The sequence below is a fragment of the Massilia sp. CT11-137 genome, from assembly GCF_047302885.1.
Classification (GTDB): Bacteria; Pseudomonadota; Gammaproteobacteria; order Burkholderiales; family Burkholderiaceae_D; genus Telluria; species Telluria orientalis.
Window position 1 is genome coordinate 699093 of record NZ_JBKYMP010000002.1, and the last position, 16194, is coordinate 715286.

16 protein-coding genes are annotated in these 16194 nt (G+C 68.0%); 9 read left to right on the forward strand and 7 right to left on the reverse strand.

Annotated features, from left to right (window positions below):
• Positions 1–175 precede the first annotated feature (175 nt).
• Entirely contained in the window at positions 176–1267 is a 1092-nt protein-coding gene (lpxD, locus tag ACEN98_RS19850) for a UDP-3-O-(3-hydroxymyristoyl)glucosamine N-acyltransferase (RefSeq protein ID WP_413386624.1), read from the forward strand.
• Here the strand turns inward: lpxD and ACEN98_RS19855 are convergent.
• The 7 genes from ACEN98_RS19855 to argS are packed head-to-tail and all read right to left on the reverse strand — an operon-like array spanning position 1251 to position 7452.
• Positions 1251–1991 carry an SPOR domain-containing protein gene (locus ACEN98_RS19855; protein ID WP_413386626.1) on the reverse strand — a complete coding sequence of 247 codons (741 nt, stop codon included), beginning with the start codon at positions 1989–1991 and terminating at the stop codon, positions 1251–1253. The two genes, lpxD and ACEN98_RS19855, sit on opposite strands and share 17 nt — an antisense overlap.
• Positions 1992–2001: 10 nt before the next feature.
• Complete coding sequence (locus tag ACEN98_RS19860; RefSeq protein WP_413386628.1) at positions 2002–2754, reverse strand: type III pantothenate kinase; 753 nt, start codon at positions 2752–2754, stop codon at positions 2002–2004.
• Positions 2755–2769: 15 nt separating this feature from the next.
• Entirely contained in the window at positions 2770–3534 is a 765-nt protein-coding gene (locus ACEN98_RS19865; RefSeq protein WP_413386630.1) for a biotin--[acetyl-CoA-carboxylase] ligase, read from the reverse strand.
• On the reverse strand, positions 3531–4325 hold the full coding sequence (locus ACEN98_RS19870; protein ID WP_413386632.1) for an SDR family oxidoreductase: 795 nt from the start codon (positions 4323–4325) through the stop codon (positions 3531–3533). Before ACEN98_RS19870 ends, ACEN98_RS19865 begins: the two co-directional genes overlap by 4 nt.
• A complete protein-coding gene (locus tag ACEN98_RS19875; protein WP_413386634.1) occupies positions 4322–4999 on the reverse strand; it encodes a thiol:disulfide interchange protein DsbA/DsbL in 678 nt (225 codons plus the stop codon). The genes ACEN98_RS19870 and ACEN98_RS19875 overlap by 4 nt, the downstream gene beginning before the upstream one ends.
• A 9-nt stretch (positions 5000–5008) precedes the next feature.
• Positions 5009–5716, reverse strand: a complete 708-nt coding sequence (locus ACEN98_RS19880) for an SPOR domain-containing protein (RefSeq protein ID WP_413386636.1) — start codon at positions 5714–5716, stop codon at positions 5009–5011.
• Between the two features lie 23 nt (positions 5717–5739).
• Positions 5740–7452 carry an arginine--tRNA ligase gene (argS, locus tag ACEN98_RS19885; RefSeq protein WP_413386638.1) on the reverse strand — a complete coding sequence of 571 codons (1713 nt, stop codon included), beginning with the start codon at positions 7450–7452 and terminating at the stop codon, positions 5740–5742.
• Positions 7453–7650: 198 nt separating this feature from the next.
• Here argS and rsmB point away from each other — a divergent pair, with 198 nt between their 5' ends.
• From rsmB to ACEN98_RS19925, 8 genes are all read left to right on the forward strand, one after another.
• Positions 7651–9219: a 16S rRNA (cytosine(967)-C(5))-methyltransferase RsmB gene (gene rsmB / locus ACEN98_RS19890; RefSeq protein WP_413386640.1), complete on the forward strand. Its 1569-nt coding sequence runs from the start codon at positions 7651–7653 to the stop codon at positions 9217–9219.
• 36 nt (positions 9220–9255) lie between these two features.
• Positions 9256–9819 (forward strand): DUF4390 domain-containing protein, encoded by a 564-nt coding sequence (locus ACEN98_RS19895; RefSeq protein ID WP_413344664.1) that lies wholly within the window; start codon positions 9256–9258, stop codon positions 9817–9819.
• Positions 9820–9822: 3 nt separating this feature from the next.
• Positions 9823–12111 (forward strand): ATP-binding protein, encoded by a 2289-nt coding sequence (locus ACEN98_RS19900; protein ID WP_413386642.1) that lies wholly within the window; start codon positions 9823–9825, stop codon positions 12109–12111.
• Between the two features lie 178 nt (positions 12112–12289).
• A complete protein-coding gene (locus ACEN98_RS19905; protein WP_413337627.1) occupies positions 12290–13042 on the forward strand; it encodes a response regulator in 753 nt (250 codons plus the stop codon).
• Positions 13032–13439: a GTPase gene (locus ACEN98_RS19910; protein ID WP_413337626.1), complete on the forward strand. Its 408-nt coding sequence runs from the start codon at positions 13032–13034 to the stop codon at positions 13437–13439. The genes ACEN98_RS19905 and ACEN98_RS19910 overlap by 11 nt, the downstream gene beginning before the upstream one ends.
• 169 nt (positions 13440–13608) lie before the next feature.
• On the forward strand, positions 13609–13866 hold the full coding sequence (locus ACEN98_RS19915; protein ID WP_036235350.1) for a DUF3567 domain-containing protein: 258 nt from the start codon (positions 13609–13611) through the stop codon (positions 13864–13866).
• Positions 13867–14018: 152 nt separating this feature from the next.
• The gene (locus ACEN98_RS19920) at positions 14019–14786 is read left to right on the forward strand and encodes a class II glutamine amidotransferase (protein WP_413386644.1); all 768 of its coding nucleotides are present in this window, start codon (positions 14019–14021) and stop codon (positions 14784–14786) included.
• 90 nt (positions 14787–14876) lie between these two features.
• Complete coding sequence (locus ACEN98_RS19925; protein WP_413389062.1) at positions 14877–16169, forward strand: EAL and HDOD domain-containing protein; 1293 nt, start codon at positions 14877–14879, stop codon at positions 16167–16169.
• The last annotated feature ends 25 nt before the right edge of the window (positions 16170–16194 follow it).

The following is a 16194-nucleotide window of genomic DNA, read 5'->3' on the forward strand; positions in this document are numbered from 1 at the left end:
TTCTACGTCCCCTGTCCCCGCTTTCGACCGGCATGCAACGCGCCGGTTGCAAGCGGGGCTTTTTCTTTTGCGGTAGCTCACACCGCTTCCGTTTCCCCCCCCGGGATCCGGAACTGCCGGCCTGGCGTCCCTGTCGAACCGCATATCGACGCAACGACGCGACAGGAGGCAGGGGATGGGGGCACGACTCGTGGAGCTGGTCACGCGCTTCGGCGGCCGGCTGGAAGGCGACCCGGACATCGAAGTGGCGCGCATCGCCCCGCTGGACCGCGCGGGCGCCACGGACATCAGCTTTCTCAGTAACAGCCGGCTGCGCGCCGTGGCCGCGCACAGCCGCGCGGCGGCGCTGATCCTGGCGCCGCTCGACGAGCCGGCGGTTGCGGCCACGTACGCCGGCGCGCGCATCGTCACGAACAACCCGTACGCGTATTTCGCGCGCACGGCGCAATACCTGTGCGCGCCCGGACATACGCCCGTCCCGGGCATCCACCCGACAGCCGCCGTGCACCCGGGCGCGCGCGTGGACCCGACCGCCTTCCTCGGTCCGCACGTCACGGTGGAGGAGGGCGCGGCCATCGGGCCCGGCGCCGTGATCGACGCGGGCTGCTACATCGGCCGCGACGCCAGCGTGGGCGAGGGCACGCATTTCTTCGCCAACGTGACCTTCCACGCGCGCTGCGTCATCGGCGCGCGCGGCATCGTCCATTCCGGCGCCGTGATCGGGGGCGACGGCTTCGGCTTCGCGGTGGACGGCGGCGTCTACATCAAGATTCCGCAGACGGGCCGCGTCGTCATCGGCGACGACGTCGACATCGGCTCGAACACGGCGGTCGACCGCGGCGCGCTGGACGACACGGTGATCGAAGACGGCGTAAAACTCGACAACCTGATCCAGATCGGCCACAACTGCCGCATCGGCGCGCACACGGCGATGGCCGGCTGCGTGGGCGTCGCGGGCAGCGCCAACATCGGCCGGCACTGCACGTTCGGCGGCGCCGCGATGATCAACGGCCACATCGACATCGTCGACAACGTCCACGTCACGGCCGGCACGCTGGTGCCGAACTCGATCACGGCACCGGGGCGCTACACGGGGTTTTATCCGATGGCGCCGAACGCGGAATGGGAACGCAACGCGGCGCTGCTGCGCAACCTGTCGGCAATGCGGGAAAAGATCAAGACGCTCGAGCGGGCGGTGAAGGTGCTGGGGGGCGAGCAGGCGGGACAGTCATCCCGCGATGCGTCCGCGCTTACCCGCAGCTCTTGACGTCCGCTCCGTCATAACGCTCGGCATAGCCTTCGATGCGCTTGCGGGTCGCGGCATCGAGGCTGCGTACGCGGTAGACGTAGTGAGTCGTCTGCGGCCCGCGCGGTGCGATGCGCGCCGAGTGCACGCCCTGCTTGCCCAGTTGCGCGAGCATCGCCTGGGCACCGCTCTCGGTCTTGAACACGCCCAGCGAGATCGCGTATTTCAAGGGCGAGTCGCCCTGCAAGACGTAGAAATTGGTCACGCCCAGGTTGCGTAGTTCGGCGGCCTTGCGGTCGGCCGATTCCTTGCTGCCTTGCGTCGGGATGTGCACGAGCCAGCTGCTGACGTCCTGGGCCTGGATGGTCTGGCGCGACTGGCGGTCGCCGAGGTCCAGCGCGGCCAGGCGCGTTTCGAAGCGGCGGGCGTCGGTGGAATTGAACGGACCGATTTCCGTGCACGCGAAGGCCGGGGCCGGCGGCGCGCCGGCAGGTGCGGGCGCGCTTGCCGCAGTGCTTGCCGATGGCGTGACGTCCGCCGCATCGCCACCCGCCGGCGGCGCAGCAGCCTTCGCGGCGGCCTCGGCCTGGTCGCGCGTCAGCAGGGTCATCTTGGCCGTGTTGAACTGGCGCTTCAGGCGCGTCGGTTCGTGCTCGTTGCTCCTGGCCGTGCCGAGCAGGCCTTGGGCATACGCGAACAGGGCGGCGTTCAGGAACAGCAGGGACCAGAAGGCGAGTCGTAGCACGAGCATGTCCTCAAGCGGGAGCGGAGTCGGTAGCAAGGAAGGGTGCGGCCGCATGCAGGCCCACCAGCACAATATTATCCAGCATCCAGTGCGGGACGGACAGGAGCGGGGCCACGCTGGCCGCCGCGCCGCCGGAGACGATGCACAGGTCAGCCGGCAGCGCCGCGCAGGCGCGCTCGATCGCGCCGGCCTGCGCGGCCAGGCAGCCGGACAGGATGGCGTCGCTCGTGTGGTCCGCGAAGGTCGGCGGAGAGGCACCCGGCGCGACCTGCGGCAGCTGGGCCGTGCCGCGTGCCAGCGCGCCCAGCATCAGGCCCAGGCCCGGCAGGATCATCCCGCCGAGGAAGTCGCCGGCGGCGCTGACGGCGTCCACCGTCGTCGCCGTGCCGCACGTGGCCACGACGAGGTTCTTGCCGGGGGCGACGCAGCGTGCGCCGAGGGCGGCGGCGAAGCGGTCGCTGCCCAGCTGCGTGGCATTGCGGTAGCGGTTGCGCATGCCTTTCAGTTCAGCCCGCGACGTGAACCATGTGGGCGGCGCGGGCAGCAGCGGGGCGAGCAGGGCCGTCAGCTGGGCGGCCATCGCGTGCCCCGCCACGTTCGAGACGATCGCGCGCGCAAGACCCTGGCCCGCCCACGCGGCCTGCAGGCGCTCCAGTTCCGCATGCGGCACGGCGCCATGCGCGGTCCAGTCGCCCGGCGCGGCGTCAGGGGCCGCGATGGCCCATTTGATCCTCGTGTTTCCAGCATCGACGAGCAGCAGCATTTGACCTCCCGGACATCAATCCTTCGTGCGCAGCGACACGTCGCCCGCCACGATCGTCACCCGGCCGGCCGCGGTGTCGAGCAGCAGCCGCCCCGTGTCGTCCACGCCGGCGGCAAGGCCCTCGTGCCGCACCTCGCCACGGTCGAGCAGGACGACCGGCCGGCCCTGCCACGCGTGCAGCGTATTCCAGCGCGCGACGAAGGCGGCGAACCCGGCGTGCGCGAACAGCGCCAGCGCCTCGGCCAGGCCGTCGAGCAGCGTGGCCATCAGCTCGTCGCGGTCCATGCGCGCGAGCCACGGCATCGCGGCGGCGCTGCGGCCGATCCTGTCTTCGAGTGCGTCCGGCATCACGAGGTTCACGCCGATGCCGACGATGGTCCACGCGGCGCCGTCCGCCGCCACCTGCGTCTCGACGAGGATCCCGGCCAGCTTGTCGCCGTCCTTGAGCACGTCGTTCGGCCATTTCAGCTGCACGCTCTGGCCGAGTTGGCCGAGCGTTTCCGCCAGCGCGACACCGATCGCGAGCGGCAGGCCGGCCAGGCCGCGCAGCCCCCCGGCGAAGCGCCACGCGAGCGAGAACGTCAGCGAGTGACCCGGTTCGGACAGCCAGCTGCGGCCCGCGCGGCCGCGTCCCGCCGTCTGGTGTTCGGCGACGAGCAGCACGGGTGCCGTCAGCCGCGGCGCGCGCGCCAGCAGGTCGGCATTCGTCGATCCCGTTTCCGCCACCACCTCGACGGCGACGCCGGCGCGCGACAGCGCCATGATGCGGTCGGCGTTCATGGCGCCGCCTTGCCGGACTTGGTCGGCGCGTGCGCGAACAGCGCGTCGAACAGGACGTTGGGCAGCAGGCGCAGGACCTTGGCGACGACGCCCATCGGCCACGGGATCACGCGGTAGCTCGTGCCGGCGTCGATGGCGCGGGCGGCCGCGGCCGCGAAGCGGTCCACGGGCATCAGGAAGGGCATGGGAAAACGGTTCTGGCGGGTCATCGGTGTGTCGATGTAGCCGGGCGCGATGGTCACGACCCGGATACCGTGGGGTTGCAATTCGAGGCGGAGCGATTCCGCATAGGTGTGCACGGCGGACTTCGACGCGCAGTACGCGCCGGCCCCTTTCATGCCGCGGATGCCGGCCACGCTGCCGATGGCGACGAGGCGGCGCGGGCCGCGGTCCTTGGCTTCCCTGCGTTTCATCGTCTCGACGAACGGCGCGAACGTGGCGACGGTGGCCGTCACGTTGATGGCGAAGATGCGGGCGAACTGGGCCAGGTCGTCGGGCCGTTCCGTCAGCGTCCCGGCCGAGACCCCGGCGCTGGCGATGACGATGTCGGCGCCGCCTTCACGCGCGATGAAATCAAAGGCGGCCGCAGCCAGTGCCGCATGGTCCGTCACGTCGACGGTGTAGATGTGGTGACCGGCGGAGAAGGGCAGCGCGTGCAGGGCATCCGCGCGGCGGCCCAGCAGGCCGAGGACGGCGCCGCGCGCCGCGTACTCGCGCGCCAGGGCGGCACCGATGCCGCTGGACGCGCCCGTGATGAATACGCGCAGCCGGCGGCTCCGCGCCGCGGTCATTTCCTGTCCGCTTTCGCTTTCGCGACGAGGAAGTCCATCACCTGCAGGGCCGCCTGCTGTTGCTGGGCTTCCGTCGTGCCCTCGGGCGCGCCCGCGCCCGCGTGCGACGGCGACGTGACGAAGCGGCCGTCGACGACGACGAGCGGCCAGCGGTCCACGCCATACGAATCCATCATCGCGCCAGCGCGGCGCAGCTTCGCCTGGATGCCAAACGAGCGGTACGTGTCGACGAACTTCGCGCGGTCGATGCCATTTTGCGCCACCCAGTCGAACACCTGCTCGTCGCTGGACAGGCGCAGGTGCTGCTGGTGCATGGCGTCGAACACCTTCTGGTGGTACTGGTTCAGCAGGCCCATCGCATCCAGCGTGTAGAACAGGCGCTGCTGCGGCAGCACGCTGGCGCCGCCCTGGATGTGGACGCGCTTGAACACGATGTTGTCGCCCTGCTTCCTGACCCACGCTTCGAGCGCGGGTTCGAACGCGTAGCAGTGCGGGCAGTAGTAGGCGAAGAACTCGATGACTTCGACTCTTGCGCCGGTATCGGTCGGCTGCACGGAAGGCAGCACGAGGTATTGCGACCCTGCCTGCGGCTCGGCGGCCGATGCCGACAGCGTGGCGGATCCGGCCGCGAGGCCGAGGAGGGCGGTGCAGAACAGACGGCGCGTCAGAGACATCGCGACCCCTTATCGTTGGTTACGCACGATGGCGACGTCGACGCCGCTGTCGAGCAGCTTGGCACGCGCCTTGTTCATGGCTTCGACCTGGTTGTACGGGCCGAGGCGCACGCGGTGCAGCACGCCGCTGTCGCTCGTGCGGTCGCTGATCGCCGCTTCGAAGCCGAGCAGCGCGAGCCTGGCGCGGGTCGCTTCCGCATCCGACAGGTCGCGGAACGCGCCCGCCTGCAGATAGTAGATGTACTCGCCGGCGGCGGCGGCGGCGGCGGCAGGGGCGGCGGCCGGTGCCGCGGGGGTCGCCGATGCGACGCGCGTCTCCGGCTTCGGCTCGACCCTGGCCGGTGCCGGCTCTTTCATCGCGGCGATCGCCTGGCCCAGCGGATCGACGTCGGCCGGTTTGGCGCTCGGTGCCGGTGCGGCATCGGTGCCGCCGGAACGCGCGGCCGCCTTTTCCGTGATCTCCTTGTTCGCCACGCGCGCGGCGTCGCGGTTGGCGTACATCGGCTTGTTCGGGTCCTGGGCCTGGCCCGGCGCCGGATCGGCCGGGCGGCCCGCCTTGACCGTCTTGTCGGTGAACGGCGAGGCGCCCTTGGTGATCGTCAGCGCGACCGCGACCGCGATGCCCAGACCGACGATCAGGCCGATGATGAGGCCAGTGAGCGTACTGCCCCGCTGGCGCGTGAAGGAGGATTGCGAGCGATTACGGAAAGCGGTCATGTAGTACGGTATGGTTAAAACGCTTACATTTTCTCCGGCGCCGAGACGCCGATCAGGGCCAGGCCGTTGCGCAGCACCTGGCGGATGGCGGCCGCCAGCGCGAGGCGCGCGAGCTTGGTCGGCTCGTCGTCGTCGAGCAGCCACTTGTGCGCGAAGTAATAGCTGTGCAGTTCGCCGGCCAGTTCGCGCAGGTAGAACGCGACCTGGTGCGGGCCCAGCTCGACGAGCGCGCGCTGCAGCATCTCCGGGTACGACGACAGCTTGGCCAGCAGGCCGGATTCGTGCGCATTCGTCAGCGGGGAGAGATCGACGTTGGCCAGTTGCGCCACGTCGCCGCCCCAGTTCGCGAGGGCCGAGCAGATGCGCGCGTGGGCGTACTGCACGTAGTAGACGGGGTTCTCGTCGTTGGTGGCGAGGGCGACGTCGACGTCGAACACGAATTCCGTGTCGGCCTTGCGCGAGATGAGGAAGAAGCGCACGGCGTCGCGGCCGCGGGTCACGTCGCCGTTGCCCGACCATTCGATCAGGTCGCGCACCGTCACGTACGAACCGGCGCGCTTGGAGATCTTGACCTCCTCGCCGTTCTTCATGACGGTGACCATCTTGTGCAGCACGTAGTCGGGATAGCCCTGCGGGATGCCGATGTTCACGGCCTGCAGGCCGGCGCGCACGCGGGCGATGGTGCCGTGGTGGTCGCTGCCCTGGATGTTGATGGCCTGGTCGAAGCCGCGCTTGAATTTCTGGATGTGGTACGCCACGTCCGGCACGAAGTACGTGTAGGTGCCGTCGGACTTGCGCATCACGCGGTCCTTGTCGTCGCCGTAGTCCGTCGTCTTGAGCCACAGCGCGCCGTCCTGCTCGTACGTCACGCCGGCGTCGACCAGGGCCTGCACGGCCGCCTCGACCTTGCCGTCCGTGTACAGCGAGGACTCGAGATAATAGTTGTCGAACCTGACCCCGAACGCTTGTAAATCCTGGTCCTGCTCGTTGCGCAGGTAGGTGACGGCGAAGCGGCGGATCGATTCGATGTCGTTCGTGTCGCCGCTGGCGGTGGCGGGCTGGCCGTCGCTGGCCGACACGGTCTTCTTCGCGAGGAAATCGTCGGCGATGTCCTGGATGTAATCGCCGTTGTAGGCCGATTCCGGCCATTCGATATCGCCCGGACGGAAACCGCGCGCACGGGCCTGGACCGAGTTGGCCAGGGTCAGGATCTGCACGCCGGCGTCGTTGTAATAGAACTCGCGCGTGACCTGGTGGCCCTGCGATTCGAACAGCGACGACAGCGCGTCGCCCAGTGCCGCCTGGCGGCCGTGGCCCACGTGCAGGGGGCCGGTCGGGTTGGCGGACACGAATTCGATGATCACGTGGTGGTCATGGCCCGAGTCGCCGCGGCCGAAGGCGTCGCCCTGCTGCAGGACGGTCTTCACGACCGACTGCTTGGCGCTGGCTGCCACGCGCAGGTTGATGAAGCCCGGGCCGGCCACGTCGGCCGATTCCACGAGACCCGCCGCCTTCGGATCGGCCAGCAGCGCGGCGACCAGGCGGGTGGCCAGGTCGCGCGGGTTCGTTTTCAGCGGCTTGGCCAGCTGCATGGCGATGTTGCAGGCGATGTCGCCGTGCGACGGATCGCGCGGGCGCTCCAGGACGACGTTAGGGCTGAGGTCGCTGCCGGCGACAATGGGGGCCAATGCGGCCTGGAACAGGGCAACGATCTCTTGTTTTTGTTGGGCGAGCATGAACTGTGGTCGAAAAAATAATGGTCAGTGCGGCGTGGTCGGTGCGGCGCGGTGGCGGTGCCACCGGCAGGCTAAGCGATCATTATACTGGTTTGCCGCAACGCGCAAACCATCCGGGGGCACGGGCACAAGCCTCGCTTAAGCCTGCGCAACGCGTAACCGTTACAATGAGCGTCTTTATGCATTGATCGATTTGCCATGACCGAAAAGCGCCCGACGCTCACTCTCAAACCCAAGGCCGGCGGCCGCAACGGCGGCAAAAAGGCCGGCCCGGCCCGGCCGGGTGGCGCACCTGGCAAGGGGCAGACCGCCCCGCGCGGCCCCGGCGGCACGCCGCCGCGCGGCCCGCAACAGGTCGAACCGGCCCCGCGCGACGCTGGCTACGCGTCGTCCCGTCCCAAGGACGAGGGCGCGCGCCTGCGTCACAGCCACGAGGTCAAGGCCCACGTCCAGCTCGATTACAGTCCCGACCTGCGCACCGATTCCCTCGCGTTCGCCCTGCTGGGCGCGGCGAGCAGCCTTGCGCGCGTGCGTGCCGGCACCGCGCTCCCCCACGCGCTGGCCGAGGTGTTCCAGGCGTATGACGCCCCGCCGCAGGCGCGCGGCGCCATCCAGGACATCGCCTACCGCGCCATGCGCCAGCTGGGGCGCAACGAGATCCTGCTGAGCCTGATGACGAGCAAGGCGCCCGAGCCCGCCATGTTGGCCGGCCTGCTGGAATGCGCGTTGGCGCTGCTCGACCCGCCCGAAGGCAGCGAGCCGCCTTATGAAGCCTTCACGGTCGTCGACCAGGCCGTCTTCGCCAGCTCCGCCCACCCGGATTTCGCGCACGCGAGGGCGATGGTGAACGCCGTGCTGCGCCGCTTCCTGCGCGAGCGCGAGCAACTGGTCGGCGCCGCGCTGCGCGACCAGGTCGCCCAGTGGAATTACCCGCAATGGTGGATCGACTCGGTGCGTACGGCGTACCCGGACGACTGGCAGGCGATCCTCCAGGCGGGCAACCGCCAGCCGCCGCTGACCCTGCGCGTCAACCGCCGCAGGACGGACGTCGACACCTATCTGAAAACGCTGGCTGCGGCCGGCATGCGCGCGGAGCAGGTGGGGCCAAGCGCCGTGCGCCTGGCGCAGGCCGTGAACGTGGCGCAGATCCCCGGCTTTGCCGACGGCCTCGTGTCCGTGCAGGATGCCGGTGCCCAGCTGGCCGCGCCGCTGCTCGACCTCCACGACGGCATGCGCGTGCTGGATGCGTGCGCGGCGCCGGGCGGCAAGAGCGGACACATCCTGGAGACGGCCGACGTCGACCTGACGGCGCTGGATGCCGACGCGCGCCGCCTCGTGCGCGTGGACCAGAACCTGCAGCGCCTGGGGCTGTCCGCGACCGTCAAGGCGGGGGCGGCGGAAGCGACGGATTGGTGGGATGGCCGTCAATACGATCGTATCCTCGCCGACGTGCCGTGCACGGCGTCCGGCATCGTCCGCCGTCACCCGGATATCCGCTGGTTACGACGCAAGAGTGACACCCACCAACTTGCAACACTTTCCGGCAAAATACTCGACAATCTTTGGCAGATGCTGCGGCCCGATGGTAAATTGCTGTTCGTGACATGTTCGCTCTGGCCGCAGGAATCGGAAGCGCAGGCCGCCGCCTTCGCGGCGCGCCACGGTGCGGTCCGTCTCGACGCGCCGGGCCAACTGCTTCCTCGAAGTGGCGCCGGGCAGGATCATGACGGTCTGTTCTACGCCTTGTTCCAGAAGGCCGGAGCGTGAGCAATCCCGACAACGCTTTTTAAGGCTCTGGCCCTAGTGACTGTACGATTTTTCCGCCTCATCGCCTGCCAGCTCTTGCTGGCATTCGCATGCGCAACGGCGCAGGCGGCCGACGGGATCGAAATCACCTTTGCCAGCATCGAAGCGTCCGACGACGGCTATCGCCTGAAGGCCGCTTATTCGTTCGACCTGACGCCCGGCCTCGAGCAGGCCATCCAGCACGGCGTGCCGCTGTCGTTCACCACCGAGATCGAACTGACCCGGCCGCGCTGGTGGTGGACCGACGACCACGCCGTCTCCTCGCGCCGCACGGTCAAGCTGAACTACGACCCGCTGTTCCGGGTCTATCACTTGTCCGCCCTCGGCAGCATCCAACAGAATTTCGACACGCTCGACGAGGCGCTGCTTGCGATCCGCCGGCCGACCCGCTGGCTGATCGCCAAGCCGGGGGCGCTGAAGCCGGGCGAGACCTATAACGTTACCGTGCGCATGTTCATGGACCGCGAATACCTGTTGAAACCGCTCCAGGTCGATGCCCTGAATAATTCCGACTGGCGCCTGGCCTCGCACAAGAAGACCTTCACCTACCGTGCGGAGTAAGCCGTGATCCGGGCCCTGCGCTATGCCCTCGTGATCGGCAGCGCGATCGCGTCGATCCTCGTTTTTCTTCTCGCCTCCGCATCCAGCAACACGGGCTTCTTCGCCCGCAATTTCGCCTGGCTGTTCGGCCTGATCGTCGTCGTCGCCGGCGCGCTGTTCGTGCTCGTGCTGGTCGCGTTCTGGCGCCTTTATTCGCGCTACAGGGCCGGCAAGTTCGGCTCGCGGCTGATGGTGCGATTGATGGTGCTGTTCGGGGGGATCGGCATCCTGCCCGGGGTCGTCGTGTTCATGGTGTCGGTGCAGTTCGTTTCGCACTCGATCGAATCGTGGTTCGACGTCAAGATCGAGGCCGCGCTCGACTCCGGCCTGAACCTGTCCCGCGCCGCCCTCGACGAGGCGCTGGCCGACCTGAACGCCAACGCGGGCACCGTTGCCGCCACGCTGGCGGGGCAGGGCGAACAGGAGGCCCAGACGATCCTCATGCGTGCGCTCGACGACAGCGACGGCATGCAGAGCGCGCTGCTGTTGAATGCGGCCGGCAAGCCGGTCGCCAGCGCCACCGAGGACCGCCGTGCCGTCGAGACCGCCGACCTGCCCACGCCGCAGATGCTCAAGCAGGCCGCGATGCCGGGCGGTTACGCGCGTCCGGAAGGCGGTATCGACGACGACTTCCGTGACGCGCACGACGAGTCGCCCAACGCCCTCGATGCGGCCACCGACCTGCGCTTGCGCGTCGTGGTGGCCGTGCCGGAGCCGCCCGGCATGGAACCGCGCTACCTGCAATTGACGCAGTCCGTGCCCGTCAACCTGGCGTCCAATTCCACCGTGCTGCGCACCGCCTACCGCGAATACCAGGAACGCTTCGCGGCGCGCCGCGGCCTGAACAAGATGTATGTCGGCGAGCTCACCCTGACCCTGCTGCTCGCGATCTTTTCCGCCATCGGCGCGTCGTTCCTCATCGCCGGCAACCTCGCGCAGCCGCTGCTCGTGCTGGCCGAGGGCACGCGCGCCGTCGCGGAAGGCGACCTGTCGCCGCGCCCGATCGTCGAGACGAACGACGAACTGGGCACGCTCACGCAATCGTTCAATGCGATGACGGGCCAGCTGTTCGAAGCGCGCTCCGCCGTCGAACGCAACCGCGCCGCGCTGGAAAGCGCCAAGGCCCACCTGGAATCCGTGCTGGCCAACATGTCGGCGGGCGTGATCGTGATGGATGCCGATGGCGTCGTCGTCAACTCGAACGATGCCGCGCACCGCATCCTGCCGGTCGACGTCGCGTCGCTGGCCGGCCGTCCGCTCGACGCCATCGAGGGGCTGGAAGTGTTCGCGGGCGCCGTCACGCGCGCCTTCTCGGCGCAGAGCGCGCAATCGGCCGCGGGCCGCGGGCGCGGACGGGCGCACTGGCAGCAGCAGATCGAGATCCCGCGCCGCCCCGGCACCGACGACGACCACGACCTCACCCTGCTCGCGCGCGGCTCGCGCCTGCCGGTGGGGGCGGGCAGCGGCTTCATCGTCGTGTTCGACGACATCTCCGACGTGATCTCGGCCCAGCGTTCGGTCGCCTGGGGCGAGGTCGCGCGCCGTCTCGCGCACGAGATCAAGAACCCGCTCACGCCGATCCAGCTGTCGGCCGAACGCCTGCAGATGAAGCTGGCCGACCGCGTCGACCCGGATGCGGCGGCACTCCTCAACAAGGCCACCGACACCATCGTGAGCCAGGTGGCCGCGATGAAGCGCATGGTCGACGACTTCCGCGACTACGCGCGCACGCCGCCGGCCGTGCTGCACCCGCTGGACCTGAACGACCTGATCGACGAGATCCTGAACCTGTACCTGTCCGAGGATGGCTCCGACGTGATCCACCCGTCGCTCGCCCCCGGCCTGCCGCGCGTGATGGGCGACGCGACCCAGCTGCGCCAGGTGATCCACAACCTGCTGCAGAACGCGCAGGACGCGCTGGCCGACCGTCCGGGGCGGGACGACCCGCCCCGTATCGACATCGTGACGGAAGCCATCCACTATGTCGGCGCCGACGGCGGCACGGGCACTGCGGTGCGCCTGGCGATCGTCGACAACGGGCCCGGTTTCGCGCCGAAGATCCTGTCGCGGGCCTTCGAACCGTACGTCACGTCGAAGGCGCGCGGCACCGGCCTGGGCCTGCCGATGGTCAAGAAGATCGTCGACGAACATGGGGGCCGGATCGACGTCGCCAACCGCGCCGACGGAAGTGGCGCTTCGGTATCGATTTTGCTGTTAAAGTTAGCGCCAGAGGCGAACTTGGCCGAAGCGTGAATCGCGCATAAAATCTTGGCTGGAACGGGCGCCTCGAAAAACCGTCGCGAGCGGCCGCAATGCGGTTCGAGAAGCGCAGCTGTACGAAAGTACAGCGAGCATCGCAGGACCGCAGTGCAACGCGTAGTAGGTTTTTCGACGTGCACGGAGAGAGTCAGATCATAAAAGGCATAACAAGATGGCGAACATACTCGTAGTTGACGATGAAATGGGCATCCGCGAGCTGCTCTCGGAAATCCTTGGCGACGAGGGACACGCGGTCCAGCTGGCGGAAAACGCGCAGCAGGCCCGCCAGGCGCGCCAGCAGGGCACCCCCGACCTGGTGCTGCTCGACATCTGGATGCCCGATACCGACGGCGTCACCCTCCTCAAGGAGTGGCAGCGCGACGGCCTGTTGACGATGCCGGTCATCATGATGTCCGGCCACGCCACCATCGACACCGCCGTGGAAGCGACCCGCATCGGCGCCCTCAATTTCCTGGAAAAACCGATCGCCCTGCAAAAACTGTTGAAAGCGGTGCAGCAGGGCCTGCAGCGCGGCCAGGAAGTGGCGCGCGCCCCGGCGATCGCGCCGCGTCCGATGGCGACCGTCGCCTCCGTCTCCGCGCCCGTGCCGGAGCCGAGCGCCGTCGCGCAGCCGATGTATGCACCGCAGCCGCAGGGCGGGGCGATGGGGGCGTCGATGGGCATGGCCCGTCCGGTCAGCAACGGCGAGGCGCATGCGCACGGCTACACGCTGTCGTTCGACCTGCCGCTGCGCGAGGCGCGCGACGCCTTCGAGCGTATGTACTTCGAACACCACCTGGGCCGCGAAGGCGGGTCCATGACGCGCGTGGCCGAAAAGACGGGCCTGGAACGGACCCACCTGTATCGCAAGCTCAAGCAGCTCGGCGTCGAACCGGGCAAGCTGGGCAAGAAGAGTGCACAGTAATCCCGGCGACCAGGACGATGCACGCACCGTCCTGACGCTCGTCACCGGTCCCGGCGCCGCCGCGCGCGAAGCGGCCATCGCCGCCCACCTTTCCGATCTGCATGAAGACCGGGTGCATCCCATCTCGCAGGCCATCGTCCTTGAAGGCCTCGCGTCCGGCAGTTCCCCCCTCGACGACCTTCCTCCCGGGCAGACGCTTGCGCGGATCGCGCCCGGTTGCCTGTGCTGCACCGGCAATCTCGTTTTGCGTGTAACATTGAATCGACTGCTGCGCCAACGACCCCGCCGTATCTTCATCGGTGTCGCGGACAGCGGGCATCTTGATCAGTTGCGATCGTGGTTGCAGTCCGAGCCATACGATCAGCTGTTACGGCTGACTTCCGACCTGAAGGCCTGAATCTTCCGCAGCGTGTTGATGGCATTCGTAACAAGTTGTAGAGGTTCTTGAATTCGGTTCGTCGTGGCCCCACCTCGTAGTTGAAGTGGAACGAAAGTGGAAAGGCCAGCAAAGAGCCGTCCGCCGCCGGGCGGCCCTTGCACCCATCTGATCGAGTGAAGGAGTCATCATGAACATGATCTATAACAGCGAACAGTACAGCGTTGTCGAATTTGGCGTCGATCACAACCTCGAGGCCCTGCGCTTCGGCGGCTACGAGATCGTCGACAAGTCCGGCCGGCGCGAGGCGTTCATCGGCGGCAAACTGGCGCAAGCGTTCCGGCGAGATGTCAACAACCTGATCGCGAGCGAGCCGACCATGGAGGAAATCGACGATTTCCTGGGTTCGTACGATACCCTCATGAGCCAGCCCGTCGTCCTGCACTGAGTCTCCCCCCGGGCCGGACAGGACGTCCGGCCACTGCTCTGCCGCACCTGCGTTACGCAGCCTTGTTCGGGCCGGCGACGCAGGGCACCATCCGCATTCCAATCACATTCTCCCCATACCGGCTTTGTGTTCGCGCATGGTAAGCTTGACCCATGTGTCAGCTACTCGCCATGAATTGCAATGTCCCGACGGACATCGTGTTTAGTTTCACCGGCTTCGCCCATCGGGGCGGACGCACGGACACGCACCACGACGGCTGGGGCATTGCGTTCTTCGAGGGATCCGGCGTGCGCCATTTCGTCGATCACCAGGCCGCCATCGCGTCGCCGATCGCGGAACTGATCAAGCATTACCCGATCAAGTCGCTGAACGTCATCGCCCACATCCGCAAGGCCACGCAGGGCCAAGTGGCGCTGGAAAACTGCCATCCGTTCGTGCGCGAGATGTGGGGCCGCTACTGGGTGTTCGCCCACAACGGCGACCTCAAGGGGTTCGAGCCCGTCCTCGACGGGCCGTACCGCCCGGTCGGCAATACCGACAGCGAGCGGGCCTTCTGCTTCCTGCTGCAGCAATTGCGCGACCGCTTCGGCGCCACGCCCCCCGCCATGCCCGTGCTGCGCGCCGCCATCGCCGACCTCGTCGCCATCATTGCCCGCCACGGCACGTTCAACATGATGCTGTCCGACGGTACCGCGCTGTTCGCGCACTGCTCGACGAAGCTGTGCTACGTCGTGCGCAAGTATCCGTTCACGGCCGCCTGCCTCGCCGACGAAGACCTGTCCGTCGATTTTTCCCAGGTGACGACGCCGAACGACCGCGTGGCCATCATCGTCACGACGCCGCTCACGACCAACGAAACGTGGACGGAATTCGCGCCGGGTGAACTGAAGGTTTTCGTGGACGGCCTGCCGCAATCGTGACAAAGTTTTTTACAGGAAATCATTTTCACATAGTCACCGGGCGGCGGAATGCGTTAAAGTAGCTACGTTCCCTTGCTACAAGAGTCCATGATGACCGATACCGCCGCGAGCCTGGACCACGCGAACTATCCCCTGCGCGTGCGTGACTTCTACCTGGGGCGCCAGCCCGTTCTCGACCGCAACCAGGCCCTGTACGGCTACGAGCTGCTGTTCCGAGGCGCGGGCACCAGCGCGCGCCAGGGCGAGGCCGACGAGACCGGCCTGTCCGCGACGGCCGCCGTGATCGCCCATGCGGCGCAACTGGGCCTCGCGCGCGCGATCGGCGACGCCACCTGCTTCCTGAACGTGGATGCCGAAGTCCTCGCGAGCGACATCTTCGCCTTCCTGCCGCGCGACCGGACGATCCTCGAGATCGTGTCCGGCGTCGTGCCGGACGACGACCTGCTGGCGCGCATGCGCGCGCTCGAGGGCCACGGCTTCCGCTTCGCGCTGGACGGCGTCGACGGCGACAGCCTGCGCCTGCAACGCCTGCTGCCGCTGGCCGCCTTCGTCAAGCTGGACCTGCGCAGCGTGCCGCCCGCGCAACTGCCGAACCTCGTGCGCCGCCTGCACGGCATGGAAAAGACGGTGGTCGCGGAAAAGGTCGAGACGCGCGACACCTACCAGGCCGCGATGAACCTCGGCTTCGACTACTTCCAGGGCTATTATTTCGCGCGTCCGTCCGTGCTGGGCGGCCGCAAGCTGTCGCCGTCGCAGCTGGCCGTCGTCGACCTGATGAACCTCGTGATGTCGGACGCGGACAATGCCGCCATCGAAAAGGCCGTCAAGCGCGACGTGACGCTCGCGCTGAACCTGCTGCGCCTCGTGAACACGCCGGCCGTGGGCGCGACGCAGCGCATCGATTCCGTCAGCCAGGCCCTGCTCGTGCTGGGCCGGCGCCAGCTGCAGCGCTGGCTGCAGATCATGCTGTACGCGGAGCCGGCCACGCGCGGCCACAACCAGACGCCGTTGCTGATGCTGGCCACGACGCGCGGCCGCCTGATGGAGCTGCTGGCCCAGCGCCTGCGTCCCGGCCAGCGGGCCGTCGCGGACATCGCGTTCACGGTCGGCATCATGTCGCTGATGGACGTCCTGTTCGGCATCCCGATGACCGACATCGTCGAACAAATCCCCGTCAGCGACGAAGTGCGGCAAGCCCTCGTGGGCCGCGCCGGTTTCTTCGGCGAGCTGCTCAAGCTCTCCGAGAGCATCGAGCAGGCCGACGAAAACACGGAACTCGTGCTGCCGACCTTGAAGGAGCTGCAGATCTCGGGCGACGACATGATCGAGCTGGAGATGTCGGCATTCCAGTGGAGTGATTCCGTGGTTCGTTACGCCATCTGAACCAGCTTGATGTAGCCGCACCGTC

Excerpts from the sequence above, each read along its gene's own strand:
- lpxD (WP_413386624.1), top strand. The coding sequence starts at position 176 with ATGGGGGCACGACTCGTGGAGCTGGTCACGCGCTTCGGCGGCCGGCTG.
- ACEN98_RS19860 (WP_413386628.1), bottom strand. The coding sequence starts at position 2,754 with ATGCTGCTGCTCGTCGATGCTGGAAACACGAGGATCAAATGGGCCATC.
- ACEN98_RS19865 (WP_413386630.1), bottom strand. The coding sequence starts at position 3,534 with ATGAACGCCGACCGCATCATGGCGCTGTCGCGCGCCGGCGTCGCCGTC.
- ACEN98_RS19870 (WP_413386632.1), bottom strand. The coding sequence starts at position 4,325 with ATGACCGCGGCGCGGAGCCGCCGGCTGCGCGTATTCATCACGGGCGCG.
- ACEN98_RS19875 (WP_413386634.1), bottom strand. The coding sequence starts at position 4,999 with ATGTCTCTGACGCGCCGTCTGTTCTGCACCGCCCTCCTCGGCCTCGCG.
- ACEN98_RS19880 (WP_413386636.1), bottom strand. The coding sequence starts at position 5,716 with ATGACCGCTTTCCGTAATCGCTCGCAATCCTCCTTCACGCGCCAGCGG.
- argS (WP_413386638.1), bottom strand. The coding sequence starts at position 7,452 with ATGCTCGCCCAACAAAAACAAGAGATCGTTGCCCTGTTCCAGGCCGCA.
- rsmB (WP_413386640.1), top strand. The coding sequence starts at position 7,651 with ATGACCGAAAAGCGCCCGACGCTCACTCTCAAACCCAAGGCCGGCGGC.
- ACEN98_RS19905 (WP_413337627.1), top strand. The coding sequence starts at position 12,290 with ATGGCGAACATACTCGTAGTTGACGATGAAATGGGCATCCGCGAGCTG.
- ACEN98_RS19915 (WP_036235350.1), top strand. The coding sequence starts at position 13,609 with ATGAACATGATCTATAACAGCGAACAGTACAGCGTTGTCGAATTTGGC.
- ACEN98_RS19920 (WP_413386644.1), top strand. The coding sequence starts at position 14,019 with ATGTGTCAGCTACTCGCCATGAATTGCAATGTCCCGACGGACATCGTG.
- ACEN98_RS19925 (WP_413389062.1), top strand. The coding sequence starts at position 14,877 with ATGACCGATACCGCCGCGAGCCTGGACCACGCGAACTATCCCCTGCGC.